Here is a 26916-nt window from a genome sequence, read left to right on the forward strand (position 1 = left end):
CGTTTTACTTGTTTGGGCGAATTTGAGCTTTATCGAATAAGATCAGGAGATAGGACCATGGCGCGATCACGTTGGCGGGTATTTGGGTTCGTTGCGGCGCTCCTGCCGCTAGTTTGGGGCATCGCACGCGCTGAAGTGATTCTCCAATATTTCGAGACTGAATGGGATGAGATTTACCGGCGCATTCCTGAAATAGCCGAGATCGGCTATGAGGGCCTGTGGACGCCGCCTCCGGCAAAATCGCCGCATGCGGGTGGGCAATTTGCGGGAGGAGGTAACGTTGGCTACAGCCATTTTGATAAGTTCGACCTTGGAGATGTGCCCCAACGCGGATCCCGCGCCACTCGATACGGTACACGGGGATCGTTGCGCAACATGGTGGACAATGCGCGCCGATCTCACATTCGAATCTATCCGGACATCGTGATGAACCACAACGGCAACGGGCCGGACTTTCGCACGTATCCAGGTACCGTTCCGAACGACTATCACGGATGGTGGGACGCAAGCCAGCCCGGCGGATTCAAACGCGCGCCACGAATGTTCATCTGGGACCATGGCAATGGCTATGGTGGCACTCTTCATCAAGAGCTGGTCAGCCTGATCGACTTTCAGGTCGAGGCGGACAATCGATTTAGCACGGGTTCGCCCAACTACTCGTTCCCGCCCGCGCCCTTCATCCGCCATCCCGGCCAACCGGACAAATATCCCTATGGACCGCCGACCGCGGAAAACACGATTCAGTACCTTTGCCGCTGGGTCGCCTGGCTGGGCAATGCGATGGATTACGACGGCGTGCGGCTCGATGCGCCGAAGCACATGGTGGCAAACTTTTTCGGATTGCCCGGGCAGGTTGGCACGTTCCTGCACGAGATCCAGTACAACTTTGACTATCGTCGCGGCTACACGGATTACACAAACGCGGCAACGAGCTATGAGCAGCTTTACCTCAACTATCAGGAACGCGATGACGCCTTGATTTTCTCGGAATTCTTCATCGGCAGCCAGGGGGAGATCGATTACTGGCGTAATTTCGGCAACAAATTCCGCTACCTCGATTTCCCTCGAAAAGCCCAAATAATCGGACCGGCGTTCAACGGCGGGAATCTGGCGGCGCTGGACAATATCACCTCCGGCTTTTCACCCGCCGAAGGCGTCATGTTCGCGCACAGCCATGATGAGAATCCCCCGAACAAGCTCGACCTGGCGTACGCCTACATTCTGACGCGCATTGGCTTGCCCGTCGTGTTCTTCACCGGAAACAACCTTGCTGGCAGCGAGGTCAATACGAAGACATGGATGAAACTCGGCTACGGTTCCGCGTTGGGCGACTACAACTACAACGCCGTGCCAAACATGATTTGGGTGAACAAGCAGTTTGCGCGCGCCTCGGAGTGGACGCGATGGTCGGAAGGCGACTTCTTCGTGTTCGAGCGCTTTCAGGACATGAACAACAACGGGAACCCCAACGCCGGCGAGGGGCTGCTCCTTGTCGGCCTCAACGACTCCGGCTCGTCGCAGACCCGCAACAATGTGCAGACATCATTCGACCCCGGAACCGTCCTCAAAAATTATTCGATTTTCTCCGCGCCGAATTTGACCGTGGACAGCAACGGCCGCGTCAACCTGACGATCCCCGCCGGGAACAGTGGGCAAGGGTGGGTGTTTTATGCTCCGCGAGTTCCAGAGGCTGACGGCGACCCGCTCAGGTTCGTGCAGGGCGGCACCAACGCGCCGACCATGGCGTGGGTAGTGCCCGGAGGCCGGCTCGCGACGAACAAATTGCGCCAGATTGTGCGACTCACCGCCGATACGGTGGACATCAACGTCCACTACCAGAACCCGCCGGATGGCGCGGTCGATTCGGTGATGATCAAATGGGGGCTTGGTCAGAAGATGCACCCGACGAATTTCTTCTCCACGGGTGTTGACAACGTCAGCGGCAAATTTCAGTCGGCCAATCCGATCACGGTCGGCGGGGCAGGCGGCACGGGGCATTTCCGCCTTACGGCGACCCTCACGAACATGGCTGAGGGTCTGCACCTAGTGCAGGGCCGCGCGTTTGTAGGGCGTCCGCCGAGCAAGCCGGCCCTTTTCAATACATTCCGCGAGGTGGTTTATGTCGACCGACGCGGGCCTGATCTGTCGATCCTTTGGCCGCCGGAAGCCGGTACGATTGTCGGCTCGACGGTTGTCACCGTGACCAACGAGGACAAAACCGCATACTATGTGGAGTTTAGCGTAAACGGCGGCGCGTGGACGCCCTGCGATGAAATTCAGAAGGGCGAATGGCGATTTGTGCTGCCCCCGTTGTCGGTCGGTACGCATACGGTCACCGTTCGCGCGCTGGAGGCGGATTGGGGCCAGCCGCGAAATATCATCAACACGAGCACCCTGGTGAGGACGTTCAATGTGGCGGCGGGGACGCCTCCAACGATTACCTTCGCCGGAATCAATCGCGGGACGGGATCCAACATCGAGTTGCCGTTTTTCCGCACGATAGTGAGCGCGCCGGGCGCGTCGTCGCTGCGCCTCTTCTGGGACGGCAAGGAACTTCCGCTGGTGGGGAGCGTGAACGGCGCGACCAACGTCTTTGACGGGCGCTGGATTGTCGGAGGCGTGACCCAGCGGCTCTGGGGAGCCTTTGTGAACGGCCCGCAGTTCTTCGAGGCGGTTGCCGTCAGCGGATCGGTTACCAGCCGAACCGCGGTGCGGCGCGTGTTCAATCTCTATGGCGTCAATGCGATCGACTCTGACGGAGACGGCCTGCCGGATGAGGTCGAAATGCCCAATTTCTTCAGCGGCACCGCGCCGGGCCCGAATGTCCCGTGGCCGGGCGATACGTCATCGCAGGGCAATCAGGACATGATCCCCAATTACGGTGAGACCTGGACTCGACTCAACCCGATGAATGCCGAAACGTTCTATAACGGCATTTGGGATGACAATCTCGATTCGGATGGCGACGGTGTGCCGAACGGGTGCGAGGTCCGGCAGGGCTATCTCCTGCACACGAATGCCTGGCACTTCAACATTTACAACGGCGCAAGCAAGCCATCGACCTGTGTCGAGACCAATGCGGGCGGTGGAGGAGGCTTCATTCCGCCCCAGGTGACGTGGACACCCAATACTGTGAACCAGTGCGCCGGCAGCACGCTCACGATCACGTATACACCGAACGAGGGCCCGTTGAGCAACAGTTCGCCGATCCAGATTTACATCGGCTACAATGGCTTCACTGGAGTCACGACAAACACGATGAACAATCTCGGCGGCGGCCAGTGGCAGTTCACATACGCGGTTCCCGGCGTCGCGACCCAGATCAATTTCGTCTTCCGCAACTCCGCGGGTACCATCTGGGACAACAACGGCGGGGCAAACTGGAATGTCAACGTCGGACCCTGCGTGGTCATCACCAACTTCTTCGTGATGGACGGGCTGTTCGACAGCGCCCAATACGAAATCGCCGACAACGGCATGCGAATCTGGGCCGCGGTCAAGAGCAACAACCTCTACGTGGCAACCTGGTCGGCGAACGGAAGCGAGACGAGCGGCGATCACTTCCTGTACGTGACCGACCAATTCAGCGGTCCAGAACCCTCTCCCTGGGCGAAGGCCGGCGTCATCTTCTTCAATAAGGCGAGCAAGCCATATTTGGTTGCCGAGTCGCGCGTCACCAACGGCTATCACGCGTTCAACAATGCCGGGGCCGGCGGACGCAGCGCGATGGGGCCGGCGGGTCAGGCGCTAGAGGGCGAGCTGAACCTGGTCGAGGTCTTCGGCCATGTGCCAAAGAAAATCTATATCGCGGCGGTCGCGATGGATGATAACGACGGCGGCGGCACGTTGAGCCAGTGCCCGCCCCGCTTCGACAACAATCCCAACGATCTCGAAATCACGGATTTCCTGCCGGTGAGCATCGAGAGCATTCGCGATGAAAACCTGGACGGCGTGTTCGACGGCGGCAGGCCCTACATGGTCTCGGTGGTCAACGGGAACACGAATAACGCGAATTACAACATTCGGCGGTTCTTCCTCGATGAGCTCGCGGGCGACGTCGAGTACATCACCTTCCACCTTTGGATCAACGGTCCGTCGGGCACGAATGTGATCTCGGAGGTCGAGCTGTTCTCGAATTTGAACCGGCGCGATTTCGCGGTGCTTCCGGGCGACGAGGATTGGGAGACGATAACGCCGGCCAGCGCGACAACGTACTATCGCGCCTATCCGATGAGCGGAAGCGGAAACGGCCCCTATAGCGTGACGTTGCCGGTCAACAAGTGCGGGGCCTATCGCGTTACCGCGCGCTACAAGATCAATGGCAAGCGCTACTACTACACCGACAACGCGCTGCGTCGGGACCTCGCCGTTGTCGTGACGCCCAAGAAAGCGCTGAACCTCACGATGTATGAGCTAAACCCGATGACCGCGGAAGCCACGAGCGATCAATTCGCCGGGCGCAGCACCTTCCGCGATATCTACCAGCAGGATGTCGGCGACGGGCTCGACCGCCTGAGCACGAACTTCTTCAAGAGTTTGGGCGTCAACATGCTGTGGTTGCAGCCGATTCACCCGATCGGCTTCGACAACCGCGAGATCGACCCGAGCACGGGCCTCGACTATGACCCGGGCAGCCCCTACGCTGTGCGCAACTACTGGAAGGTCAACCCCGTTCTCGGCGATCCCTACGTGCCCGACGGCAGCCAGGCCATGCTCGAGTTCCAGGAATTCGTGCAGGCGATGGACCAGAACGGGATTGGGGTGATGCTCGACGGGACCTTCAACCACTCGGCCTGGGACTGCGAAATCGGCGAAGTGGCCGTCGAAATGTTCCCTAGTTGGGCGACGAATGCAACCGACCTGATTCGCGTCGCGCGGCCCCAGTGGTATTCGAAGGCAGGCGATTACGGCACGCACGCGACCTACTTCCAGTCTGCGAACAACACCGACATCGCCGTCGCGCCGGACCGCACGGATTTCGGCAAGTGGACCGATGTAGCCGACTTCTTCTTCGGCGCCTACGACGCGCTCGTGCAGAAGCAGACCGACGACTGGCGCGACCGGTACCTCTTCCAGGAGGATGATTTCTACGGATTCACGACGAATGCCACTCGCGAATTGTGGCTCTACTTCGCGCACTACCCCATCTACTGGCTAGAAAAATCCGGGCATCCGATCGGCACGCCAAAGAACCAGTCCTACAAGGGCATCGACGGCCTTCGCTGCGACTTCGCACAGGGCCTGCCGAGCGTCTTCTGGGAGTACACCATCAACAAAACACGAAGCGTGAAGTGGGATTTCCTCTTCATGGCGGAGTCCCTCGACGGTTTCCGCGAAGTCAACGGCAACAAACGGAACGGCCTGAGTTTCCGCTCGGCGCGCCACTTCGACATCATGAACGAAAACATGGTGTTCTACTGGCGCGACCAATACTTCGACTACAAACCGTGGGGCGGAACGCCCTACAGCGGCCAGCAGCCGTTCACCTTCCCAACCTGGCAGGCGTTCGACAACCGCCGCAACGCGTATGACGTTGTGCCGATCCTGCTCAATCTGACCGGACACGATGAGCTGCTGCCCCACGATGACCAGTGGCGGCTCATCTACGCCTATGCGATCCTGACTGCTTGGGACGGCGTGCCGATGCTATTCGCCGGCCAGGAAATGGGCTTGCAGAACGCCGCGCACATCTACACCAACCGCGGCATCAATCCGCTGAACAATTACGCCCGATATGAGGTGAACTTCGGCAAGGGCATTCCGCACTTCAAGCGCTATAACCACCTGACAAATGTGTGGAACAACGCCGGCTGGAAAACCAACATGTTCGAGACCTATAAGCGGCTGAACAGCGCCCGTCTGAAATCGCCTGCTCTGCGCAGCCAGAACAACTACATGCTGTCCGGAACCAATGGATGGAATCCGAATATCTTCGCCGTCGTGAAATACGAAAAGGCGGGCGTGCCGGCGGCCTCTCAAGACGTGGTGATCGTGGCGGTCAATAACAACTATCAAGGGTCGACAAATCGGTTCGACACCTACAACGTCAATGTGAATGTTTCACCGGGCGTGAACTGGTTCGGGATCCAGCCCCACAGGGTGTACAACGTCATTGACCTTGCGTCGCCCTCGACGAATTACCTGTGGCCCTCACCTGGATTCGCGGGATCCAATATTCTGAACAATGGTTTCACGGTGATTCTCAACGGGAATCCGTTCCTGGGCCAGCAGGTGCAGTATCTCAAGCTGATCGACACCGGCGCCACCTATGCTGATACGGATGGCGACGGAATCGCAGATCACAGCGATCCGGACGTGGACGGCGACGGACTGCCCAACTGGTGGGAGGCGCTCTACGGGAATCTCAATCCGAACGACGACTCGGACAATGACGGCCACACCAACTACGAGGAATATCTCGCGGGCACTGTCCCGCTGAACCCGAACTCCGTTTTGGAAATCTCTGAAATCCAGCGCGGCGGGTCCCTCGACCACATCACATGGGATGCGGTGGCCGGCAACAATTACCGAGTGCACCGGGCCCCATCGATCACCGGTCATTGGCAGCAAATCTATTTCGGCACGGCTCTGACTTCGAATCCGACGGTGAGCGCCGTTTCGCCGCCAGGGACCAACGTCTTCTACCGAATCGAACTCAAGCCCTAGGGACCCTTTCCGAAGAAGGAACGCTGACCACCTTTGGCCTCGCGCCATCGGTGGTCAGCGGGCCGAAGGGTCGGGGCGTTTCACGGCACCAAGCCGCCGTGGACAGTTGGCCAAAGTCCGGCGGAACCGCAGTGTTGCGTCGCTGTGCGCCAGAACGCATTATCTCTGTCATGCAGTCGACAGCGTCAGCGCCTCCGGCGGTCTCCGTAGTCATTCCCGTATACAACGAGGAGGAGAACATTCACCTGCTCTGCGAAAAGTTGCACGCTTCGCTGTCGACGCTCGATCGGACCTACGAGATCATCCTGGTGGACGATGGCAGCACGGATCGCACCTGGCAGCTGCTGATAGAAAATCTGCAGAAATATCCGAACTTCCGCGCCATCCGATTCCGCAGGAATTTTGGGCAGACTGCGGCGATGAGCGCGGGCTTCCACGCCGCGCGTGGCGAGGTCATCGTGACCCTGGATGCGGATCTGCAGAACGACCCCACCGACATCCCCAAGCTGCTCGAACGGATTGACGCTGGGTACGACGTGGTCAGCGGGTGGCGAAAAGACCGCAAGGATGCATTCCTCAATCGCCGGCTGCCCTCGATGATTGCCAACGCGTTGATCAGCCGGATCACCGGTGTCGCGCTTCACGATTATGGCTGCACGCTAAAGGCCTATCGAAGCGAGGTGATCAAAAATGTCCATCTGTATGGGGAAATGCATCGCTTCATCCCTGCCCTCGCCAGTTGGGTCGGCGGCCGCATTGACGAAGTCGTTGTGAGTCACCACCCGCGCCGTTTCGGAAAATCAAAGTACGGCCTCTCGCGCACGTTTCGGGTGGTCCTCGACCTACTGACGGTTAAGTTCCTGCTGCAATACAGCACACGCCCGATTCACGTCTTCGGGCGCTTTGGCCTGCTGTGCGGCGGGATTGCCGCCGTCATGATCGCCGCCGTCGCGATTGATCGGATCTTTGTGCTTGCCGATCCCCACCTGTTGAAACGGCCGTTCTGGATCGTCACTCCGCTCATGATGCTCGCGTTTGGCATGCAGTTCATCAGCATGGGACTCCTGGCCGAGATGCAGATTCGCACCTACCACGAGGCGCAAAACAAGCCGATCTACGTCATTCGCGAAACGGTCGAATCGCGGCCAGCCGCGTGAGGCCGATCCATGCCGCCCCTCGATCAGTCTAGCGCCGCCGGCCTTACACCACTTGAGTACGAGCTGTTGCAGCGCGCGGGCGTGATCGGCGCGGTCTATGGCGTACTCGTGCTGATCGGGATCTTCGCCCAAATCGCGCTTTGGCTGTACTGGCGGCAGAGGCCCCCGCCGATACGCGCCGCAGTCGCCGACCTGATCTCGCGGCCTTGGAGGATCGAGGATGCCGGATGCATGCTGGCCGTGTTGGGCTTGGGTTTCGCCTCGTCCGCCCTGATAAGCGACGCGTGGCTGGAATGGACGGCGCCACTCGCGATTCAAAGCGATTCGCGTCTGGTTGTGTTGCAGAGTTTGGCGTTCCATATTCTGGGGCTCCTGGCCCTTGCCGCAATAATGTCCCATCGCCGACTGTCGTGGAAAACGGCGTTTGGGATCTCGGCACCGGATGTCCTGCCGGCGGTTGGCCAAGGGGTGGTCGCCCTTCTATCTGCCCTGCCAATCCTGCTTGCCCTGACCTTTATTTTTCAGCTCGCGCTGAACCTGCTCGGCTATCGGCCCTCACTTCAGGATGTCGCAGTCCTCATGGCGGAAGAGCAAAATCCCTGGATGCGGCTTTACTTCGTCGCGCTGGCGGTGGGCCTGGCGCCTCTCTTCGAAGAGTTGCTGTTTCGCGGCATCCTTTTGCCGGTTCTGGCGCGTCGGTATGGCGCGTGGGCGGCTACGCTGATTTCGGCCTTCCTCTTTGCCGCCATTCATGGCCATCTACCTTCCTTTGCCACCTTGTTTGCACTGTCAGTCGCCCTCTCTGCGGCCTACGCCTTAAGCGGATCGATCGTAACAGCAGTGACGATGCATGCCCTCTTCAACACCCTGACGACTGCCTTGTTGTTAGCGCTCCCCTGATCGGGTCGATTGGGCAAGTTTGGACCTAGGCGGCAAGTTACCGGTGTTGGATGTGCTCGGCCGCGGCTTTTCGGTCGCCGGCTCATCGATGTCACGCAGCCCCTCGTCCTCGCGATACGCGTTATTCGATGCGCGATCATCCATCGCGGCTCGCAAAGGTCCACATCTCGGAACCGTTGGAGTCCGGTTTTCTTACCGCCACTCAAGCAGTCGATCGACAATATGTCGAAATAGATCGATTGCTGCTGGGCGGAATCCTGCCACACATCCGCGGCCGGCGATTCAATGAGCGGGTGCGCCCCCCAGACGGCGGATCGGTTTCAGATAATAGGGCAGGGGCCGTCCCCGGATGGACTCCGGGATTCCATCCACGCCGAACATGCGGTCCCACACGCGTTCGAAGCAATGCGCCGCGTCCGGAAAAGATCCGGCGATCTGCAGCGCCGCTTCGTAAAACTTGCGCGGGCGACGGTGGGCGATCTCGCGCGTCACTGCAAATTGGGCCCCGCCAAAAAATACGAATCGGTCAGGCATGGGTTCGGAGCCGAAGACGAGCCGCCAAAATTCGGCCATATTCAGCGGGCGCCGTTCCGTATTTTTGCTCCACGTCTGAAACAATCGTGAGCCGGTCTCGTCATCCTCGTCCACCAGAAAACCGAGCCATCGGAAATCCGCCACGCTTTCCTGGCCCGAAGAGAGGGCGCGTAGACGTTTGTGAAGGTCCGGGGCATGGTCGAAGGGCCTTCCCTGCACGAACACCGTGACATCCGCTAGGGCATCATACCGAGTTGCGATGTGAAAGAGGTACGTGTGCGCTTCGCGTCCGATGTTGGGCAGCGCGATTGCGCCAGGAGCTGCTGCACCCGATTTGTCGTATACGAAAATGCGAATGTCACGGGGCACACGGCGGAGCCACGACAGATCCTCGCGGTGTCGGGCAACGACGAGCTCGAGGGTCATGGCGGCGGTGGACCGGCATAATTCCACGCGCGGATGCAGTCCTCGATGGAAAGCGTGTACCGCCGGCCGCAAAATCGACAGGTGACCGTGAGAGGCTCTCTTTTCCGAAGGATGTCCATCCGGTCTTCATACGGCAGTGCGCGAAGCACGGCGCCCATTTTTTCTGCATCACAATTGCAACGGAAAACCGGGGTAGCCGCGGGCTCGAGCCGGATCAGGGCGCGGTCGCACACCTCATCTGTAATGGAGTGCAGGAGGTTTTCAACCAGATTGTCGGATTCATCGGGGCGGCCCATCCATCCCAGCGCGCGGGGGGAGCGGATGCGGTCGCGCAGGGCCTGAAAGCGGATCAAGTCGCAGTCGGGGAGCGCCTGAAGCAGCAGGCCGCGGCTGATTCGGATCGGGGACTTTGGATCGGGGGCCAGCGCGATGGTTGCGACCATCGCGGATTCCACCTGGTCGCTGACGCATAGGAAGTGATTCAGATCCTCGACGACTTCGAGCAACTCCGTCCGGATCGTGCTTTGGGATAAGATGAGTCCTTCGCGGGACCGCATCACGTGAAGGCTGCCTTCAGCGCCGTAGAGTTCGCCTTCATCGGCGACGTCGGCCAAATGGTTGGGCGCAATGAACGCGCGCGTTGCGCCGTCGGGGCCCGTGTCGACAACGATGTTGCGGAGTGCCCCCTCGTAGGCCCAGCGCACATTTAGACGCTCCCGGTCGCCGAGAGCGGCGGCTGTGAGGATCGAGGCGGTCATCGCGCGGCCGAGGGCGTGCGCGGCAACCGGGTCGCAATCATGGCGAAGCACGGCCTCCGCAACGGTCTCCGTGGTGACCGCGTAGGCGACGGCCGTGCTGCAGCCCAAAATTTGCCCCTTCACCAACAGGTCTGGCATGAATGTCGCCCGCTTCGTCGGCGGTCGTGTGCGGCTGCCCTAGGGCTAGCCGCTTTTGGGGGTGCCGGCGATGACGGATATCAGGCGGGCAAGGCGGCCGGCCTCCTTGAGGCCTTCACGCCACAGTTCCGGCAGGCCGAATTCGCCGTTCGCGGCGCCCAGGAGCGCGCCGAGCGCGGCGCCCCGGTGGCAGTTATCGCCGCCCAACATGGTGTTCGATACGAGGCCCTCCTCCGGGTCCTCCACATACTTGGCCGCCAGATACAGGACGGACGGCCACGCGTCGCCGATGTAACATGCGGGGCTGAAAAGATCGCCCACCACCTCGTCATCCGGCCGGGTCAGGAGCCAGCGGCCATCCTCAGCGCGGGCGCGCGCGACCTCTAACCAGGCCCCCTCGTAGAGCGGGCCGGCGGGCACGCCATGCAGCGCGGAGATCAGAAGCCGCGCGAGCTGGTCCGCCGCCTCGAGCACACCAGAGGAACGGTGAGTGAGCGCGACATGTTCCCGGACCGCGGCGCGCGCGCGAGCCTCGTCATGTCGGTAGAACACAGCGAGGACCGGGACCGAACTCAATCCGCCGATGTGGATGTCCTCGGAGCCGCATTCGCGCGGGGGCAAGCCCTTGGCGAGATTTTCGAAAAAGCGTCGATGGCACTCCTCCACGTATGTGTCCGAATGTTTCCCCGGTGTCCGCAAAAATTCGATGTAGCGCCGCAAGTAATCGTCCGCGTCATAGTCCCCTCGTGCCGCGAGCGACTCCATCAGCACCGCGGCGAGCTTCAGGTTTAGCGTGTTCTCGCCGGGATGAAGGAACTGGTGGTAATGGATGCCGCGCTTCCCCCAAAAACGAACCTGATCGTGTAAGATGTCGTATTCGGGCGCTGGCGGCTTATACGACGAGCGCCACAGGATGCTGTCCGGATGCGGATTGCGCGGGGCCACGAAACCTCGGATTTCTCCGTAATCCCGCCGAAGGGCTGCTCGGTCGTAATACCAGTGGACCGGCATGGCCAGCGCATCGCCAATAAAAGCGCCCCACAATGCGCCGCATGCGCGCTCAACCTCCGGATCCTGCATCCGCGTCCATTCGGCTTCCGGTTTTTCAAGACCACTCATCGGGTGCCATTATACAAGCTTTTCCAAAAATCGCGAGGCGCGATCCCGATGCTCACGCTGTTTTTCGACGCCGAGCCGGTCCCACGTGCGCGCCATCATGGCCAGCCGCGGATGTCCGGCAAAAAAGTCGCGGTGGTCGCCGATAAAGGCCCAGAACAGCGAATCCCAGATCTCGCACCACGGGCCGGGACGGAAATCACTCATCCGCCGAATGTAGGCGGACCCAGAGATGTAGGGCTTCGTCGCGAACAGGCCGCCGTCGGCAAAAAGGCCCATCCCGTACACATTCGGCACCATGACCCAGTCATAGGCGTCGATAAACATCTCCATGAACCAGCGGTAGACGTCATCCGGTCGAATCCGGCACAACAGCATGGCGTTCGATAGGATCATGAGCCGCTCAATGTGATGGCACCACGCCCGATTCAGGACGCGCCGGATTACCGCGTCGACAGGGGCGAGGCCCGTGGACCCTTCATACCACGCTCGAGAAAGGGGCCGCGTGTGGTTCCAGAAATTGGAAGTGCGAATGCGAGTGCCCTCCATCTCGTACAGCACGCGGATGAATTCGCGCCAACCCACGATTTGGCGAATGAAGCCTTCGAGCGAATTGAGAGGGATCGCGCGACCGGCGGCAAACTCCAACGTGCGGTCGATCACCTCCCGCGGCGTCAGCAGCCCGATGTTCAGCGCAGGAGTCAACACCGAGTGGAACAGCACGGAGCGCCGCGAAGAGATCGCATCCTCATAGTCGCCGAAGTGCGCCAACCGGCTCTCGAGGAATGCCTCCAGGCCTGCCAACGCATCTCGCCGGGTGACGGGAAACCAGAATCCCTCCGTCGAACCCGGGTTTCCAGGGAACTCGCGCTCGATGCCTGCAGCCACGGCAAGAATGGCCGAATTCGCACGTGGTGGCGGATCCGGCGGGAGCGCCAAGGTCGCCGGCAGCGGCTTGCGGTTTTCCGCATCGAAGCTCCACCGGCCTCCGACCGGTCGGCCGTCCTCCACCAGCAGGCCGAGCCGCAGACGCTGCGCCACATAGAAATCGGCCATCAGATAGCGTCTCTTTCGCGCCATGACTTCCGCAGCCCACCCGACGTCCGTAAGAAACATCGGAGTTGGATGGATATGAAGCGCGACGCCGTTCCTCTGCGCCGATTCTCGAAGCCGCTTGGCGAGCAGATAGTCCACCGGGTCGGCGAGGTGGACCTCTCGCACCCCGCGCTTCGCTAGCAGAGCCATCGTATCCCTCGCGGTTCGCGACGGATCATACGACAGACATTCAACCTCGTGGCCCCGGCGTACCAGTTCCCGCGCATAGGCCGCCATGGACGCGCGGTGAAGCAGCAACTTTTGCTTGTGGAAGCGCGCCGGCGCGAAGCGGTCGCCAAAAAACAGCGAATCCTCAACTAGAACCACACGGCGACCGCTTTTCAGCGCCGGATGGGTATTGAACAACTGGTGCGGAAAAATCAGCGCAATCTCGGACACATGAACAGTTCGCAGAGCCAAGTCGCGCATTACGCGCATTTGGCGTCGGCACGGTCGGTCCCTCGCGCTAGAATTCGGGCATGAACCCGATCATCGTACATGTCCACGTCCACGTGAAACCGGAAGGCATCGAGGCGTTCAAGGCCGCGACGCTTGCCAACGTGCTCGCAAGCCGAAAGGAACCCGGGGTTGCGCGTTTTGACGCCTACCAGCAGGCCGACGACCCGACGCGGTTCCTGCTCATCGAGGAATACAAGACCCCGGATGCGCCCGCCGCGCACAAGGCGACGCCGCACTACGCCGCCTGGCGAGATGCTGTCGCTCCGCTCATGGCGGAGGAGCGGCGCAGTGTGAAATACATTCCGCTGGCATGAGACCGTTCGAATTCGCAACCGCCACGCGGATCGTCTTCGGACAGGGAACCGCGCGCGGACTTGCGGACATCATCGGAAGCCTCGGAGGCCGCCCTTTCCTGGTCACCGGCGCTGCGAGGCGCCATGCGGAACTCATTCGCGCCGCAGCAGTATTCCCGGTCGCCGGCGAGCCGACATTTGATACCGTGCGGGCGGGCGTTGCCGCGGCGCGGGATGCGGGGGCGGATGTAGTCGTGTCCATCGGGGGCGGCAGCGCGATCGATGCCGGCAAAGCCATCGCCATGCTCCTGACCAACGAGGGCGACCCGCTGGACTACGCCGAGGTGATCGGCAAAGGACAAGCCGTTTCCCGCCCCGCCGCGCCGTTCATCGCCGTTCCCACAACGGCCGGGACCGGATCGGAGGCGACGCGGAACGCGGTCCTCCTCTCGCCTCGCCATGGCGTGAAGGTAAGCCTCCGAAGCCCCCTGATGCTGCCGCGCGTCGCATTAGTGGACCCCGAGCTGGCTGTCGGCGCGCCTCCGCGCATCACCGCCGCATGCGGGATGGACGCGCTGGCACAGCTTATCGAGCCTTTTCTGTCCAGCCGTGCGACGCCGCTCACGGATGCGTTGTGCCGCGACGGCCTCCCGCGCATCGCCCGGTCCCTTCCCCGAGTGATCGAGAAGGGCGACGATTTGGACGCCCGCGCGGACATGGCGCTTGCCGCGCTCTACAGTGGGATGGCTCTGGCCAACGCCGGCCTGGGCGCTGTGCACGGACTGGCCTCTCCCATCGGCGGGGGATTTGGAGCCCCGCACGGCGAGGTTTGCGCGGCGTTGCTGCCCGGCGTGTTCGAGGCGAATTTTTTACATGCCATGGAACGGCCTCAGGAATGTTTTACAAAGCAGGGAAAATTTGAGGAGGTCGCCCGGCTGCTTACCGGCAAGCCCGACGCGCGGCCGGTCGACGCGGTAGAATGGCTTCGCGAGATGAACAGGCGGCTTGGCATTCCGCGCCTTTCCATCTACGGCATCCGCCCCGAAGACGCCTCCGGCCTCGCCGCTCGGGCCCTGGAAACCAGCAGCATGAAAGGCAATCCGGTCCCGTTGAGAGCTGACGAGCTGGAGCGAATCGTCATCGGCGCGCTTTGAGCGCCGCGTCGCCCGACGCCTTCCGGTGTGTAGTCGAAGTCTTTCGGCGATGAAATCCGGGGCGGTGCGTGAGGGGTGCCGGGTTCCGGAAAAGGCCGGCCCCTTCGGCTTGGACATTGACCATCCCCCCGGCTTGCTCTAGCTTGCCGGACGGTTGTGCGCGGCGGAGCGCATCTTACGGAATTCAACCAAACCAACCGAGGACAGGATGGCGAATACGGTTTTGGTGGGCGCCCAATGGGGCGATGAAGGTAAGGGCAAAATTATCGATGTGCTCGCGGAAGAGGCAGAGTGGGTCGTCCGCTATCAAGGCGGCAACAATGCCGGACACACTGTCGAGATCGGCAAAGAGCGTTATGTCCTGCACCTGATTCCGTCGGGAATCCTTAACGAGGGCAGGCGTTGCGTGATCGGCAACGGCGTCGTTGTGGATCCCCTCGCGCTATGCGAGGAGATTAATGGCGTGGAGCAGCGCGGAGTCCGCACCGCCGGCCGGTTGTTTGTGAGCAACCGCGCTCACGTGGTCATGCCGTATCATCGATTGATCGATGATTACCGCGAGCGCGCACCGCAGACGGGCGCGGCCATCGGCACCACCAAACGTGGAATTGGTCCCGCCTACGGCGACAAGGCCGCTCGTACCGGCCTGCGCATGGGGGACCTGCTCGAGCCGGATTTTCCGGACATGGTCCGCAAGCGTGTGGAAACCAACAACCGGATCCTCGAGGCATTCGGCGCGCCGCTGCTGGATGTGGAGGCGACCGTTGCCTCGCTGACCGCTGCAGCTGACCGGCTGAAGCCCTATATCGCTGACACCATCCCGCTGATTCACGGCGCGATGGCCCGCGGCGAGCCGATCCTTTTCGAAGGCGCGCAGGGCACGCTGCTCGATATTGATTATGGAACTTATCCGTTTGTGACTTCGTCGAATGCGACGGCCGGCGGCGCCTGCACCGGCGCGGGGATCCCTCCCCACCGGATTGACCGCGTGATCGGCGTGATCAAGGCCTATTCCACGCGCGTCGGCGAAGGGCCCTTCCCGACGGAGCTGAAGGATGGGACAGGCGAGCGATTGCGGCAAATCGGCCGCGAATTCGGTGCCACAACGGGGCGGCCCCGCCGGTGCGGCTGGTTTGACGTCGTCGTCGCGCGATATTCGGCGATGGTCAACGGCATTGACGAGTGGGCGGTTACCAAGCTCGACGTCCTGGACGAGCTGGACGAGATTAAGGTGTGCGTGGCCTACGAGCTGGACGGGCAGCGGATCGAACATGTTCCGGCCTCGGTCCGGGCGCTTGAACGGTGCATCCCGGTCTATGAGCGGTTTCCGGGCTGGAAGGTCCCGACGGGGGGGGCCCGTTCCGTCGAGGAGCTGCCCGCCGCGTGCCGGTTCTATCTGCAGTCGCTTGCCCGGCTGACCGGCGTCCCGATCGGCATCCTTTCCACCGGTCCCGGCCGCGAGAATACCTTGCGTCTCGATCGGGCCGGCACGATGATTCAGCCATGACGGAGCGGTTGCAGGCCATTCCCCGGCACGTCGCCATCATCATGGACGGCAACGGCCGTTGGGCGAAGGCGCGCGGGTTACCCCGGCTCCGAGGGCATCAAGTTGGGGCTGAATCCGTCCGCGCGATCCTGCTGGCTTGCCGGAAAATTGGCATCGAATATCTGACGCTCTATGCGTTCAGCTCCGAAAACTGGGTTCGCCCGAGGCCCGAGGTCAGCGGCCTCATGAGTCTCCTTCGCAAATTCTTGCGGGAGCAATCCGACGAGCTGCACAACCACAAGGTTCGCCTGCGGGTGATCGGCCACAAGCAGGATCTGCCCCCGGCGGTGCGCCGCGAGCTGGACCGTGTGATCGATGAGACCGCGCACTACACCACAGGGCATCTGATTCTTGCCCTGAGTTACGGGGGCCGCCGGGAGATCACGGATGCCGTCCGGGCCATTGCCGAGAAAGTCAAGGCTGGAGAGCTGGATCCGAGGCGGATCACCGAGGAGACCGTCGCCCGCCACCTTTACCTTCCGGACGTTCCGGATCCGGATCTCTTAATTCGGACCAGCGGCGAGATGCGCATCAGCAACTTTCTTTTGTGGCAGATCTCCTACACGGAGCTCTACGTGACGCCTGTCCTGTGGCCGGATTTCCGCGAACCGCAGTTTCTGGAAGCCATCGAGGATTATCGCCGGCGCCATCGCCGATTTGGCGACATCCGATAAGCTAGCCGCTCCATGCTCCGCCAGCGCCTCATTAGTGGATTAATTCTGGCCGCAGCCCTGCTGGCCGCGGTGTTTTTCGTGCCGCCGTCAGGTGTGCCGTTTGTCGTGCTGCCGATCGTTTATCTCGCGCTCCGCGAATTCTATGCGCTGCTCGACGCGCGGGAGACGCCCCACTTCAAGATGGTTGGCATCCTCAGCGGCCTGGGGCTGGTCGGCGCGACATGGGCCGCCTACTATTTCCGGTGCCCCCATGCCGACGCGGTGGAGCCGGTTATGCTTTTCGCGGCCTGCGCGTCCATTTTATTGCGGCAGCTCTTCCATACGCGGACTAACCGCCCGTGGGATTCCATCGCTGGCACGCTGCTCGGCGTGCTTTATGTGGCGTTTCTGTTCAACTTCATCGCCAAGCTGCTCGTCTTGTGGGGTGACACGGTGGGACGGATGCTGGTTTTGTTCCTCGTCGTAGTTGTCAAGTGTACGGATATCGGCGCCTATTTCATCGGCTGCGCCATAGGGCGGCACAAACTATTCCCTCGCATTTCGCCGGCGAAGACGTGGGAGGGCGTCGTGGGCGGCGTCGCCGTAGGGATGGTGGCCGGATGGGCGTTCTCAGCGGTGGCCGGCGAGGCATCGGTCCTGCAGGGTCCCGCGGTCTGGGGAGTCGGTTTCCTGCTGGCGGTCGCGGGCGTTTTTGGCGACCTGATCGAGTCCCTATTCAAACGCGCTTCCGGCGTGAAAGATTCCGGCACCATGATTCAGGGTATGGGCGGCATCCTGGATGTGCTCGACAGCCTGCTGTTTTCCGCGCCGGTGATGTATATTGCCGCATTATTTTTTGTGCCGCCTCCATAGCCGATTGGAATTGGACTTATGCTCGAATCAATCGCCCTGAATGCATATACCCTTATCGTAGTGCTCGCCCTGTTCGGCCTGACCATTTTTGTGCACGAGCTCGGGCACTTCCTTGTGGCGCGCTGGTGCGGCCTCGCGGTGGACACCTTCGCCATCGGCTTCGGGCCAGCGATCTGGCGGCGCACGATTCGCGGCGTCGAATACAAGATCGGCATTCTGCCCTTCGGCGGATATGTCGCGCTGCCGCAGATGGATCCGGCCGGCGGCCGCGAGGACAGCGAGCGCAACCGCAGAGCCCTGCCCCCCGTTGCGCCCTGGCGCAAAATCCTCGTCGCGTTAGCGGGGGTGACGTGCAACATGATCCTCGCCTACGCCGTGGCGCATGTCGTGTATTGGAAGGGTCAGTCGTTCGCTCCACCAGAGGACCGCGTGGTCCTGGGATACGTCGATCCCGACAGCGAAGCCTATGCCGCCGGCCTCCGGATCGGCGATGTCATCGTGGCGGTGAACGGCAAGCCAGTCAAAACCTGGGACGAGTTCATGATGGACGTCGCGCTCGCCGCAAATCCCGTCCTGACCGTTCGGCATGCCTCTGGCGAGCAGGCCGAGCTCACTCTCGCAAGGCGGGAAATTATGGGGGCTTCTTTCATTCCGGGCATTTCGCCGATGAACTACTGCTATGTACTTCGTGCGCGCCCGGGCTCCAGCGCGGAAGCCGCGGGCTTGCGAAACGGCGACCGGGTGGTCCGCTTTGATGGAATCCAGCTCTACAGTCGGGAGCACCTCATCCAGCTCGCTAATGAACGGGCAGACCGGCCGGTTCCGATCGTGATCGAGCGCGAGGGGCGCGAGCTCGAATTGACGGTGACCCCGAAATATGACCCGTCCGTCGGACGCGCCCTCATCGGCATCGAGTTCAACACGCTGGACGTGAAAAAGCCGATGGATCAGATCAAATCGCACGCCCTGTTGATCGTGCGCCTGCTCAAGGGCCTGACGACGCCGAGCGAAGCGAAGGCCGCCGCCGGCGCGGTCGGCGGCCCCTTTGCGATCCTCGCGATGTTCTGGCTCTACGTTCAGAGCAGCCTCGTGATGGCCCTCTGGTTCACCTGCCTGTTGAATGTGAACCTTGCGATTCTGAACCTGCTTCCCATTCCCGTCCTCGATGGCGGCCATATCATGCTCGCGCTCTGGGAAATGGCCGCGCGACGGCCGGCAAGCCCGCGCGTTGTGGGGTGGATCTGGAACGGCTCGGCCGTTTTGCTCATCGGTCTGTTTCTTTTTCTTTCGTGGCGCGACATCAATCGGTTCTATCTCCGGCGACCGACCCCGGCAGATGCCGAACCGACGGCGACGACCAATCCGCTTCCCGCGGAGCCCGCCTCTCCCTGACGTCAGTTGAACCGATGGCGCGCACATCCGGGCTGTTTCATGGTCGGTGGGGCGCCATCCTCGGATTCGCGGCCCTCGTGTGGATGGCCTGGCAGATCGGCAAACCTCCTGTCGTGCTGCACCAGCGAATCGACTCGCCTGACGGCGAGTTACGAGCCTTCCTGGAACGCACGCGAGAGGTCCATGACCACTTCCGCGTCCGCATTTCAGGACGGGGTCTAACGTTAGTCGCGTACTATTCTCCGCCCTTCACCAATGATTTTCGCCTCGACCTCGGCGAAAGGCTGCGCTGGTCAGCTGATGGCGCCCGGCTGTTTCTGCAAATTGGCGGACGCGACGTCTGGAGGTGGGATCGCGGGACGCGCCGCGGCGCGGACCTCAACCCCGGCGACTACTGGTGATCGCCGCCCAAGAAGCCGACCCGCTCCCCGTTGATCCGTACCTCGGTGCGCCGGGCGACGGGCGGAAGTTCGATGGCGCCCTCAAAATCGCCGATGACTTGAATGCACACAATGGCGGGATCGACCACGCTATAAAGCTCGATGTCGATGCGGTCCTCATCAGCGGGTCCGCTGACCGATGCCCGCCACGAATGGCAGGGCGTCGGCATATTCCCGCGGAGGATGAGCTGAAACCGATCCGGCCGGCCCGGCCGCGGACGGATCTCCACCGACTGGACGCTGGCCCACCCGCGGACGAGTTTCGCGTCATCGGGGTGAGGCGCGTAGGGCGGCGGACCGGAGTCGTCCCCGCCCTCGCAGCCGGTCGCGAACGCGGTCATCAGACCCAGAATCCAGATGAATGAGAATCGCGCCAAGCCGGTCACCGGTAGTAGGGGTTCGTGCCCGCGGCATGGTCCGTCACGTCGATCACATGTCGGACGTGCGGCGCGACGCGCCGGATGGCATTTTCAACGCCGAATTTCATCGTCGCCTTCGAGGCCGCGCAGCCCTGGCATCCCCCGCCCATTTCGACGTGCACGTCGCGCCCTTCGACCTTGACCAACCGGACAAAGCCGCCGTGCATCGCGAGCGCCGGATTGATGTGTTCCTCGAACAGCTCCGCTACGGCCGGTTCGATGTCCTCCGGAGGGAGGGCTTTCAGCCGATCGATCACACTCTCCGCAATGAGGGGCTGGCCCGACGCATACGCTGCGCGAATCGCTGCGCCGATCTCGCCGGCCATCTGCGGCCACGGCGTCATCACGTTCTTGGTCACGCTGATGGTCGGCCCCGAAATGACCACGCGCACCACACCATCCACCGCGAAAAGCCGCTCCGCGAGCTCCGAGCCGGCCGCCTCCTCCGGGGAGTTGAAGGAGACCGTCCAGTCCTCCACGATCGGATTCTCCACGTGGAAGAGGCAGACGGCCGGGTCGCTGGTCAGTTCGCCAGTGATCTTGATATGCGTGCTCACGAGCCCACCTTACGCGCTTGCGGCTTCATTTCAAGACGCCGCCGTGCCGGCGGACGAACCGAAGATTCCGTCTTGCGCGGCGCCGAAAGTTGGGCGGAAAGCGGAGCTGCTCGCGCCTCGCGCTGGGCCAGAGAGGTCGAACACTGCCGGCAGCGAATGTCGTAAATCTCTTTGCCGGGCAGCACGAGCAGGAGCCGCTCATAGACCGGCTGTGCCCTACGGCAGGCAGGGCAATACAGTTCAGAAGCGGTGAACGAATCGAACTGCCTCATCAGAATCGAAAAACTAGCACGGGGGGGCCCGCAGGTTCAATCCGCCTTCAGGCGTTCGCGGTGCACCCGCGCATGATCGTGCGCCGGTTCAAGATGGGTGATAACCTGTGTTCCATCGCCGAGCCGCCGTTCAATGGCCTCCTCGATTTCCGTTGCTTGCGCGTGCGCTAGCCACAAAGGCGTATCGTCCGGAAGCATCAGGTGCAGCTCGACCCACAATGTCCGACCGGTGCGGCGGTGTTTCAGGTCGTGATACTGGGCGCCATAGCGGCCGAGCTCTTGCGCGAGCACGTCTCGAATCGCGTGATCATCTGCGGGGCTCGCCTCGTCCATCAGCCCCTTGAACGAGCGGCGGATCAAATGCGCGCCCGACCAGAGTATGTTGAGGGCCACGGCGATCGCGCAGATCGGGTCCAGCGCCTTCCAGCCGGTTAGCCAGGCGAGCCCAAGTCCTGCGATCACGCCCAGGCTCGTCCAGCTATCCGTCAGCACGTGCCGCCCGTTGGCCTCGACAATCAGTGAACCCGTCCTCTTGCCGCGCCACACCAGAAATCCGCCGAGCGCGCCGTTGATTGCAAAGGCCGCCGCAGTCAGCCAGAGGCCGGACGACAGGTTTTCGAGCTCAAAGCCTGTGATCCACTTGCGCGCCGCCTCGTAAACAATGTAGAGCGCCGCCACAATGATCATGGCCCCCTCGAAGCCGGCGGAAAAGAAGTCGATCTTGTCGTGGCCATACAGATGAGTCCGGTCGGCCGGCCGCGCGGAGTACCATAGGCTAAACAGGGCAAACCCGACAGCGACGTTGTGGACGACGGATTCCGCCGCGTCCGAAAAGATCGCTGCGGAGCCGGTGATCGCATACGCGGCCGCCTTCATCGCGAGCATGCCGACGCCGACCGCCAGCGACAGGCGGAGCACCCACAGCTCGGGAGCCGGGGTTGAACGGGGTTCGCTGGGATTTGGCGCGCTCACGGCTCAAATAGGCTGAGTTGTTCCGGAGCAGGGGCAGGTTTTCGACCGTAGCGCCGGGCCAGCTTCGGCTGGCCGCTCTCCTCGAATTCGCCCTCCTCGAGATTGCGGAGAATTTCGCGCGCGCGGGCGATGACCTCGGCGGGCAGGCCTGCCAGTTGCGCGACATGGATGCCGAAGCTCTTTTCGGCCGCGCCGGGCACGATCCGGCGAAGGAACGCGATCCGGTCGCCGCTCTCGCGGACCAGAACGTTGTAGTTCTTCACGCCGGGCAGCGTGAGCGCGAGGTCTGTCAGCTCGTGATAGTGGGTTGCAAACAGCGTGCGCGCCTTAACGCGCGGGTTGTTGTGCAAGTATTCCGCCACCGCCCACGCGATGCTGATCCCGTCGAACGTGCTCGTGCCGCGGCCGATTTCGTCGAGCACGACGAGGCTTCGCGGCGTCGCATTATTCAGGATGTTGGCCGTCTCCTGCATCTCGACCAGGAAGGTGCTGCGCCCTCGCGCCAGATCGTCGCTTGCGCCAACGCGCGTGAAGACGCGGTCGGCCATCCCGATTTCCGCCTCCGCGCACGGGACAAACGAGCCCGCTTGCGCCATCACGACAATCAGCGCGACCTGCCGGATGAACGTCGACTTGCCCGCCATGTTCGGGCCCGTGATGATCACCAGTTGGTTGGCGTCGCCGTCCAGCCATGCGTCGTTGGGCACAAAGCGTTCCGCGCCAGGCAAGGCTTCGATGACGGGATGGCGGCTGTCCTTCAGTCGCAGGGTCAGGTTGTCGGTCACGATGGGCCGCACGTATTGGCGCGCGAGTGCGCGCTCGGCGAAGGCCGCCAGCACGTCGAGCTGTGCGACCGCGTCGGCTGTCCGCTGGATGGGATCGGTTTCCGCCGCGATGCGTTCCCGTAGTGCCTGGAACAATTCGTATTCCAGCGCGATGGATTTCTCCTGGGCGCCGAGGATGGTCGTCTCGTATTCCTTCAGCTCCGGCGTGATGAATCGTTCGCCGTTGGCGATCGTCTGTTTGCGGATGTAGTTAGGCGGAACCTTGTCGAGGTTAGCCCGCGTCACCTCAATGTAATAGCCGAAGACGTTGTTGTGTCGGACCTTGAGCGATTGGATGCCTGTGCGTTCGATTTCCCGCTGCTGGTATTCGAGCAGCCACTGTCGGCCGGCACTCGCTGCGTTGCGCAGGGCATCGAGCTCGGCGTTGTAGCCGGGCTTGAAGAGGCCGCCCTCCTTGAGAGAGACGGGCGGCTCGTCGACGAGGGCCCGGGCGATTTCGCCGGCCAGTTCCGGCAGCGGATGGATCGAGGCGGCGAGCTCGGCTACCAACGGCGCTTGGAGGGGCGCCAAGACCTCCCGCAGACGTGGCAGCACCTCGAGCGAGCGGCCGAGGGCGCACGCGTCGCGCGCATTTCCCGTTCCTGCAGCGAGCCGCGCGATCAGTCGCTCGAGGTCCCGGATTTCCGAAAGCGTTTCGCGCAGTGCAGTCAGTGTTGCGCGATTCCGGGCGAGCGACTCAACGGCATCATGACGCGCGCGGATGGCGTCGATCCGGAGGAGCGGGCGCGTGAGCCACGCGCGCAACCGGCGAGCTCCCATCGGCGTCCGCGTGGCGTCGAGGACCCCCAGCAGAGTTGCCTCGCGGCCGCCGCCGGCGGAGGATTCGACGATATCGAGGTTTCGGAGCGTCAGCTCGTCGAGCAGCATGTGATCGCCCGCGCGTCGGGCCCGGGGGGGGCGGATGTGGCCGGCGGGCCGTTTCAGCGCGGAAAGCACGTAGTGCAACGCCGCGCCGGCAGCGCGGAGGCCGAGGGGACAGTCGGCCAGCCCGAATCCGTCGAGCGAGTGAACACGAAAATGCCGGACAAGCGCGTCGATGGCGAAATCCGCGGCGAAGGTCCAGTCTTCCTGCGCTGTGAGGGTTGGACCGCCGGGTGCGGTAAGCGCGCGGATGGCGGGGTCCTCCCGTGCTGCCTCGGGAACGATACACTCTGACGGCGAGGTATTGGCCAGTGCGCGCCGCAGCGCGTCGGCGTCCGGCGCCTCCTCCACCCAGAATTCGCCGGTCGACAGTTCGAGGCCTGCGAGGCCGAAGCGTCCGCCGTCGGGCGCAATGGCGACCAGGTAGTTGTTTCGGGACGATTCCAGCGCGTGTTCTTCGAGGACCGTCCCCGGCGTGATGATGCGCGTGACCTCGCGGCGGACGATGCCCTTGGCAGTGGCGGGATCCTCCATCTGGTCGCACACGGCGATTTTGAGCCCGGCGCGCAGCAGTTTGGCCACATAGAGTTCGGCGCTGTGGTATGGCACGCCGCACATTGGAACGCCCTGCCGCCGTGTCAGCGCGATGTCGAGAATGGCGGAGGCCGTCTTCGCGTCCTCAAAGAACATTTCGTAGAAATCGCCGAGCCGGAAGAAGAGGATCGTATCGGGTGGCAGTTCGGCGCGGATGCGCCGGTATTGCGCCATCATGGGTGTGGTGGTGTCGGACATGCGGCGAGTCAGGACGAGTGCGGTTTTTCCATGGCCTGTAAATTACAGAGCATGGAAGCCGCGGACAAAATTTTTACAAGCGATGGAAAAACCGGGGTCAGGGCGTCTCCGGGCCGACCGTGAGGCGCGTGCACATTTCCATCAGGGCGGGTCGAAGGGTGTCGAACGCATTGCGCGGGGCGCTGGCGGAGATGTGCATGTGCCACGGGCCGGCGATGAAGTCGTACGCCTCGACGGTGAAGGTGCGAAGGGGGACCACCCGGCGAAAGGCGGGGCGGCCAAGGAATTCGGTCTCTTCAAGGTTGGTTCGGATGCGCGCGCGGGCCTCGTTGGCGAGGATCGTCGCGCGCACCTCTTCGAGCGTGCCAGTTCCGATGGGCCGGGTTGAGACGCAGACCTCCATGCGGTGCGGGCCGCGCAAGGTCACGTCGTAATCCCCCTCGTTCTGATAGGGGTAGGCGGCCCACGTGGGCGGCAGAGGCAGCGAAAAACGGCCCGCGAAGTCGACGTAACGGTTGGTCGCCGTCGCGATCTCCACGACGGCGTCGGATACGAGCGTGGACGATCCTTTGGGATCGAGCGCGCGCTCCGCACGGAGGCGAAGCGAGACGAGGTCGGCTGTCAACCCGATCATCGCGAGGCCGGCAATTGCCATGAATGCGAGTCGGATCCAGGGCAGTCGGACCCGGCGGCGGGTGCGGCGCGGCGCCGGCGGGTGAACACGCCGCATGTCACGCGGGATGCGCACAAGGCGGGGTTTTGGGGTTGACGCGCTGTCCATCTCTCTCGTAAAAGTTTGCACTTTGTTCAGGGTATGTCCATGGATGCATATGCAGTCATTGAAACCGGCGGCAAGCAATATCGCGTGAAAGCGGGCGACGTGTTGGACGTCGAAAAGCTGGAGGCCGCGCCAGGTGAGAAGGTCACGATCGACCGCGTTCTCGCTTTGAATACCGGCGCGGGGCTGTCGGTCGGGCGGCCTTTGGTCGCCGGGGCGTCGGTGGTCGCAACCGTGGTGGACCAGCACCGCGGTGAGAAAGTTTACAATTTCAAAAAGAAACGCCGAAAAGGATATCATCGGAAGGTCGGGCATCGCCAAAGCCTGACCCGGCTGAAGGTAGAGTCGATCTCGAGCTGAAGGGAGGCGGGTTATGGCGCATAAAAAAGGCCAGGGATCCACGCGCAATGGGCGCGACAGTGTCAGCAAGCGGCGCGGCCTAAAGGCGTTCGGCGGCGAGTTTGTGACCGCCGGGAGCATTATCGTCCGCCAAGTGGGAACGAAATATATTCCCGGGATGAACGTGGGGATGGGCCGCGATTTTACTCTGTTTGCGCTGCGGGATGGGACGGTCGAGTTTGACCGCGGCGGGCGGCGGGTGAACGTCCGGGCGGCCGCATCGGCCTGACGGGTCGGTCGACAAGTTACAGATGGCGCGTCCGGCGGTCACGTCGGACGCGCTTTTTTTAGGCCGCCAGGGTTTTTGGGGGTCCATGAAAGGGATCGCGTTCAAAGATCGCGTGGTGATTCAGGTGTTCGCCGGTAATGGCGGCGACGGCTGCGCGTCCTTCCGGCGTGAGAAATATGTTCCGCTCGGCGGCCCGGATGGGGGAGACGGCGGCCGGGGCGGTAGCGTGTTTATCCGTGCGAGCAAGGATGTGGACTCGCTCGTGAGCCTTTACTACCAGCCGATCCAGCGCGCGCAGCATGGCGGGCGGGGCAGGGGCGCTCAGCGCACGGGCGAGGATGGCGAGGACCTGATCCTGCCGGTGCCCTGCGGAACGCAGGCGTGGCATGTGCCCTCGATTCCGCCCGGCGCCCCCGTCCCCGAGATGGAGGATGAGGAGCGGCATCCGCGGGAGTCGGTTTTCCAGGCTGAGCGCGTGCCGATCGGCGAGGTGGTATCCGACGGCGATACGCTGCTGTTGGCCCGGGGAGGGCGGGGCGGCAAGGGGAATGTTCATTTCAAGTCGCCAACGAACCGCGCGCCAACCGAATTCACACGAGGGACGCCTGGCGAGGCCCGGACGATTATTCTTGAGCTCAAAACAGTGGCCGATGTCGGGCTCGTAGGATATCCGAATGCGGGCAAATCGACCCTATTGGCGGCGCTGACAGCGGCCCATCCGAAAATTGCGCCGTACCCGTTCACGACACTCAACCCGCTAATCGGGACGCTCCAGTTCGAGGACTACACCTCGCTCCGCATTGCCGATATCCCAGGGCTCATCGACGGCGCGCATGCGGGCGTCGGCCTCGGCCACGATTTTTTGAGGCACATCGAGCGGTCACGTTTTCTCGTTTATGTCATCGACATGGCGGGCATCGACGGCCGGGACCCCGCGGACGATTTCGCGCACCTGCGCGAGGAGCTGCGTCTCTATTCTGAGGATCTTGTGCAGCGCCCGTACGTTGTGGTGGCGAACAAGATGGACGTGCCGGTGGCAGCGAGGAATCTGGAGGCGTTCCGGCGGAAGACCAATCTCGACCCGCTTCCGATTTCCGCTCAAACGGGCGAGGGGCTCGGCGCGCTGCGGGAGCTGTTACACGATTGGCGGCGTGGCCGGCGCACGTTCGTGGCGCTCTAGCGTCGAAACCGC

23 protein-coding genes are annotated in these 26916 nt (G+C 62.4%); 13 read left to right on the forward strand and 10 right to left on the reverse strand.

Annotated features, from left to right (window positions below):
• The first annotated feature begins 57 nt into the window (after positions 1–57).
• From NZ740_02350 to NZ740_02360, 3 genes are all read left to right on the forward strand, one after another.
• Positions 58–6666: an alpha-amylase family glycosyl hydrolase gene (locus NZ740_02350; protein ID MCS6770850.1), complete on the forward strand. Its 6609-nt coding sequence runs from the start codon at positions 58–60 to the stop codon at positions 6664–6666.
• A 170-nt stretch (positions 6667–6836) separates the two neighbouring features.
• The gene (locus NZ740_02355; protein MCS6770851.1) at positions 6837–7823 is read left to right on the forward strand and encodes a glycosyltransferase family 2 protein; all 987 of its coding nucleotides are present in this window, start codon (positions 6837–6839) and stop codon (positions 7821–7823) included.
• A gap of 9 nt (positions 7824–7832) precedes the next feature.
• The gene (locus NZ740_02360; GenBank protein MCS6770852.1) at positions 7833–8723 is read left to right on the forward strand and encodes a CPBP family intramembrane metalloprotease; all 891 of its coding nucleotides are present in this window, start codon (positions 7833–7835) and stop codon (positions 8721–8723) included.
• Between the two features lie 282 nt (positions 8724–9005).
• On the opposite strand, the gene NZ740_02365 is transcribed toward NZ740_02360, so the two are convergent.
• From NZ740_02365 to NZ740_02380, 4 genes are read right to left on the reverse strand one after another with little or no spacing between them, the layout of a single operon-like run.
• Entirely contained in the window at positions 9006–9683 is a 678-nt protein-coding gene (locus tag NZ740_02365) for a DUF3431 domain-containing protein (GenBank protein ID MCS6770853.1), read from the reverse strand.
• The gene (locus NZ740_02370) at positions 9680–10579 is read right to left on the reverse strand and encodes an Hsp33 family molecular chaperone HslO (GenBank protein MCS6770854.1); all 900 of its coding nucleotides are present in this window, start codon (positions 10577–10579) and stop codon (positions 9680–9682) included. The genes NZ740_02365 and NZ740_02370 overlap by 4 nt, the downstream gene beginning before the upstream one ends.
• Positions 10580–10624: 45 nt before the next feature.
• Positions 10625–11698 carry an ADP-ribosylglycohydrolase family protein gene (locus NZ740_02375; protein ID MCS6770855.1) on the reverse strand — a complete coding sequence of 358 codons (1074 nt, stop codon included), beginning with the start codon at positions 11696–11698 and terminating at the stop codon, positions 10625–10627.
• 9 nt (positions 11699–11707) lie between these two features.
• Positions 11708–13189 carry a cryptochrome/photolyase family protein gene (locus NZ740_02380; GenBank protein MCS6770856.1) on the reverse strand — a complete coding sequence of 494 codons (1482 nt, stop codon included), beginning with the start codon at positions 13187–13189 and terminating at the stop codon, positions 11708–11710.
• Positions 13190–13269: 80 nt separating this feature from the next.
• On the opposite strand from NZ740_02380, the gene NZ740_02385 reads away from it, so the two are divergent.
• From NZ740_02385 to NZ740_02415, 7 genes are all read left to right on the forward strand, one after another.
• On the forward strand, positions 13270–13563 hold the full coding sequence (locus NZ740_02385; protein MCS6770857.1) for an antibiotic biosynthesis monooxygenase: 294 nt from the start codon (positions 13270–13272) through the stop codon (positions 13561–13563).
• Positions 13560–14696, forward strand: a complete 1137-nt coding sequence (locus NZ740_02390) for an iron-containing alcohol dehydrogenase (GenBank protein MCS6770858.1) — start codon at positions 13560–13562, stop codon at positions 14694–14696. Before NZ740_02385 ends, NZ740_02390 begins: the two co-directional genes overlap by 4 nt.
• A gap of 208 nt (positions 14697–14904) precedes the next feature.
• Positions 14905–16203, forward strand: a complete 1299-nt coding sequence (locus NZ740_02395) for an adenylosuccinate synthase (protein ID MCS6770859.1) — start codon at positions 14905–14907, stop codon at positions 16201–16203.
• Complete coding sequence (locus NZ740_02400) at positions 16200–16916, forward strand: isoprenyl transferase (protein MCS6770860.1); 717 nt, start codon at positions 16200–16202, stop codon at positions 16914–16916. Before NZ740_02395 ends, NZ740_02400 begins: the two co-directional genes overlap by 4 nt.
• 12 nt (positions 16917–16928) lie before the next feature.
• Positions 16929–17768: a phosphatidate cytidylyltransferase gene (locus NZ740_02405; GenBank protein ID MCS6770861.1), complete on the forward strand. Its 840-nt coding sequence runs from the start codon at positions 16929–16931 to the stop codon at positions 17766–17768.
• 18 nt (positions 17769–17786) lie between these two features.
• Positions 17787–19160 (forward strand): RIP metalloprotease RseP, encoded by a 1374-nt coding sequence (rseP, locus tag NZ740_02410; protein MCS6770862.1) that lies wholly within the window; start codon positions 17787–17789, stop codon positions 19158–19160.
• 14 nt (positions 19161–19174) lie between these two features.
• Positions 19175–19561, forward strand: a complete 387-nt coding sequence (locus NZ740_02415; protein MCS6770863.1) for a hypothetical protein — start codon at positions 19175–19177, stop codon at positions 19559–19561.
• Here the strand turns inward: NZ740_02415 and NZ740_02420 are convergent.
• From NZ740_02420 to NZ740_02445, 6 genes are all read right to left on the reverse strand, one after another.
• Positions 19552–19941, reverse strand: coding sequence for a hypothetical protein (locus tag NZ740_02420; GenBank protein ID MCS6770864.1), 390 nt, complete (start codon positions 19939–19941; stop codon positions 19552–19554). The two genes, NZ740_02415 and NZ740_02420, sit on opposite strands and share 10 nt — an antisense overlap.
• A gap of 41 nt (positions 19942–19982) precedes the next feature.
• The gene (locus NZ740_02425; protein MCS6770865.1) at positions 19983–20576 is read right to left on the reverse strand and encodes a NifU family protein; all 594 of its coding nucleotides are present in this window, start codon (positions 20574–20576) and stop codon (positions 19983–19985) included.
• A complete protein-coding gene (locus NZ740_02430) occupies positions 20573–20848 on the reverse strand; it encodes a hypothetical protein (GenBank protein ID MCS6770866.1) in 276 nt (91 codons plus the stop codon). The genes NZ740_02425 and NZ740_02430 overlap by 4 nt, the downstream gene beginning before the upstream one ends.
• 36 nt (positions 20849–20884) lie before the next feature.
• A complete protein-coding gene (locus tag NZ740_02435) occupies positions 20885–21820 on the reverse strand; it encodes a cation diffusion facilitator family transporter (protein MCS6770867.1) in 936 nt (311 codons plus the stop codon).
• A complete protein-coding gene (gene mutS, locus NZ740_02440; protein ID MCS6770868.1) occupies positions 21817–24297 on the reverse strand; it encodes a DNA mismatch repair protein MutS in 2481 nt (826 codons plus the stop codon). The genes NZ740_02435 and mutS overlap by 4 nt, the downstream gene beginning before the upstream one ends.
• 118 nt (positions 24298–24415) lie before the next feature.
• On the reverse strand, positions 24416–25048 hold the full coding sequence (locus tag NZ740_02445) for a hypothetical protein (GenBank protein ID MCS6770869.1): 633 nt from the start codon (positions 25046–25048) through the stop codon (positions 24416–24418).
• Positions 25049–25138: 90 nt separating this feature from the next.
• Between NZ740_02445 and rplU the strand changes: the two genes are divergently transcribed.
• The 3 genes from rplU to obgE all read left to right on the forward strand — a co-directional run bounded on the left by rplU (position 25139) and on the right by obgE (position 26904).
• Positions 25139–25456 (forward strand): 50S ribosomal protein L21, encoded by a 318-nt coding sequence (rplU, locus tag NZ740_02450; GenBank protein MCS6770870.1) that lies wholly within the window; start codon positions 25139–25141, stop codon positions 25454–25456.
• 13 nt (positions 25457–25469) lie between these two features.
• Positions 25470–25724, forward strand: a complete 255-nt coding sequence (gene rpmA, locus NZ740_02455) for a 50S ribosomal protein L27 (GenBank protein MCS6770871.1) — start codon at positions 25470–25472, stop codon at positions 25722–25724.
• A gap of 85 nt (positions 25725–25809) precedes the next feature.
• Positions 25810–26904 (forward strand): GTPase ObgE, encoded by a 1095-nt coding sequence (gene obgE / locus NZ740_02460; GenBank protein MCS6770872.1) that lies wholly within the window; start codon positions 25810–25812, stop codon positions 26902–26904.
• Positions 26905–26916 lie beyond the last annotated feature (12 nt).

It is taken from the genome of Kiritimatiellia bacterium (assembly GCA_025054615.1).
Lineage (GTDB): Bacteria > Verrucomicrobiota > Kiritimatiellia > CAIVKH01 > CAIVKH01 > JANWZO01.

Coding starts and splice junctions, on each gene's coding strand:
- NZ740_02445 (MCS6770869.1), bottom strand. CDS start 25,048: ATGCGGCGTGTTCACCCGCCGGCGCCGCGCCGCACCCGCCGCCGGGTC.
- NZ740_02375 (MCS6770855.1), bottom strand. CDS start 11,698: ATGAGTGGTCTTGAAAAACCGGAAGCCGAATGGACGCGGATGCAGGAT.
- NZ740_02385 (MCS6770857.1), top strand. CDS start 13,270: ATGAACCCGATCATCGTACATGTCCACGTCCACGTGAAACCGGAAGGC.
- NZ740_02395 (MCS6770859.1), top strand. CDS start 14,905: ATGGCGAATACGGTTTTGGTGGGCGCCCAATGGGGCGATGAAGGTAAG.
- NZ740_02365 (MCS6770853.1), bottom strand. CDS start 9,683: ATGACCCTCGAGCTCGTCGTTGCCCGACACCGCGAGGATCTGTCGTGG.
- NZ740_02350 (MCS6770850.1), top strand. CDS start 58: ATGGCGCGATCACGTTGGCGGGTATTTGGGTTCGTTGCGGCGCTCCTG.
- NZ740_02405 (MCS6770861.1), top strand. CDS start 16,929: ATGCTCCGCCAGCGCCTCATTAGTGGATTAATTCTGGCCGCAGCCCTG.
- rplU (MCS6770870.1), top strand. CDS start 25,139: ATGGATGCATATGCAGTCATTGAAACCGGCGGCAAGCAATATCGCGTG.
- NZ740_02430 (MCS6770866.1), bottom strand. CDS start 20,848: ATGAGGCAGTTCGATTCGTTCACCGCTTCTGAACTGTATTGCCCTGCC.
- NZ740_02420 (MCS6770864.1), bottom strand. CDS start 19,941: ATGACCGCGTTCGCGACCGGCTGCGAGGGCGGGGACGACTCCGGTCCG.
- NZ740_02390 (MCS6770858.1), top strand. CDS start 13,560: ATGAGACCGTTCGAATTCGCAACCGCCACGCGGATCGTCTTCGGACAG.
- rseP (MCS6770862.1), top strand. CDS start 17,787: ATGCTCGAATCAATCGCCCTGAATGCATATACCCTTATCGTAGTGCTC.
- NZ740_02370 (MCS6770854.1), bottom strand. CDS start 10,579: ATGCCAGACCTGTTGGTGAAGGGGCAAATTTTGGGCTGCAGCACGGCC.
- NZ740_02355 (MCS6770851.1), top strand. CDS start 6,837: ATGCAGTCGACAGCGTCAGCGCCTCCGGCGGTCTCCGTAGTCATTCCC.
- mutS (MCS6770868.1), bottom strand. CDS start 24,297: ATGATGGCGCAATACCGGCGCATCCGCGCCGAACTGCCACCCGATACG.
- rpmA (MCS6770871.1), top strand. CDS start 25,470: ATGGCGCATAAAAAAGGCCAGGGATCCACGCGCAATGGGCGCGACAGT.
- NZ740_02360 (MCS6770852.1), top strand. CDS start 7,833: ATGCCGCCCCTCGATCAGTCTAGCGCCGCCGGCCTTACACCACTTGAG.
- NZ740_02415 (MCS6770863.1), top strand. CDS start 19,175: ATGGCGCGCACATCCGGGCTGTTTCATGGTCGGTGGGGCGCCATCCTC.
- obgE (MCS6770872.1), top strand. CDS start 25,810: ATGAAAGGGATCGCGTTCAAAGATCGCGTGGTGATTCAGGTGTTCGCC.
- NZ740_02400 (MCS6770860.1), top strand. CDS start 16,200: ATGACGGAGCGGTTGCAGGCCATTCCCCGGCACGTCGCCATCATCATG.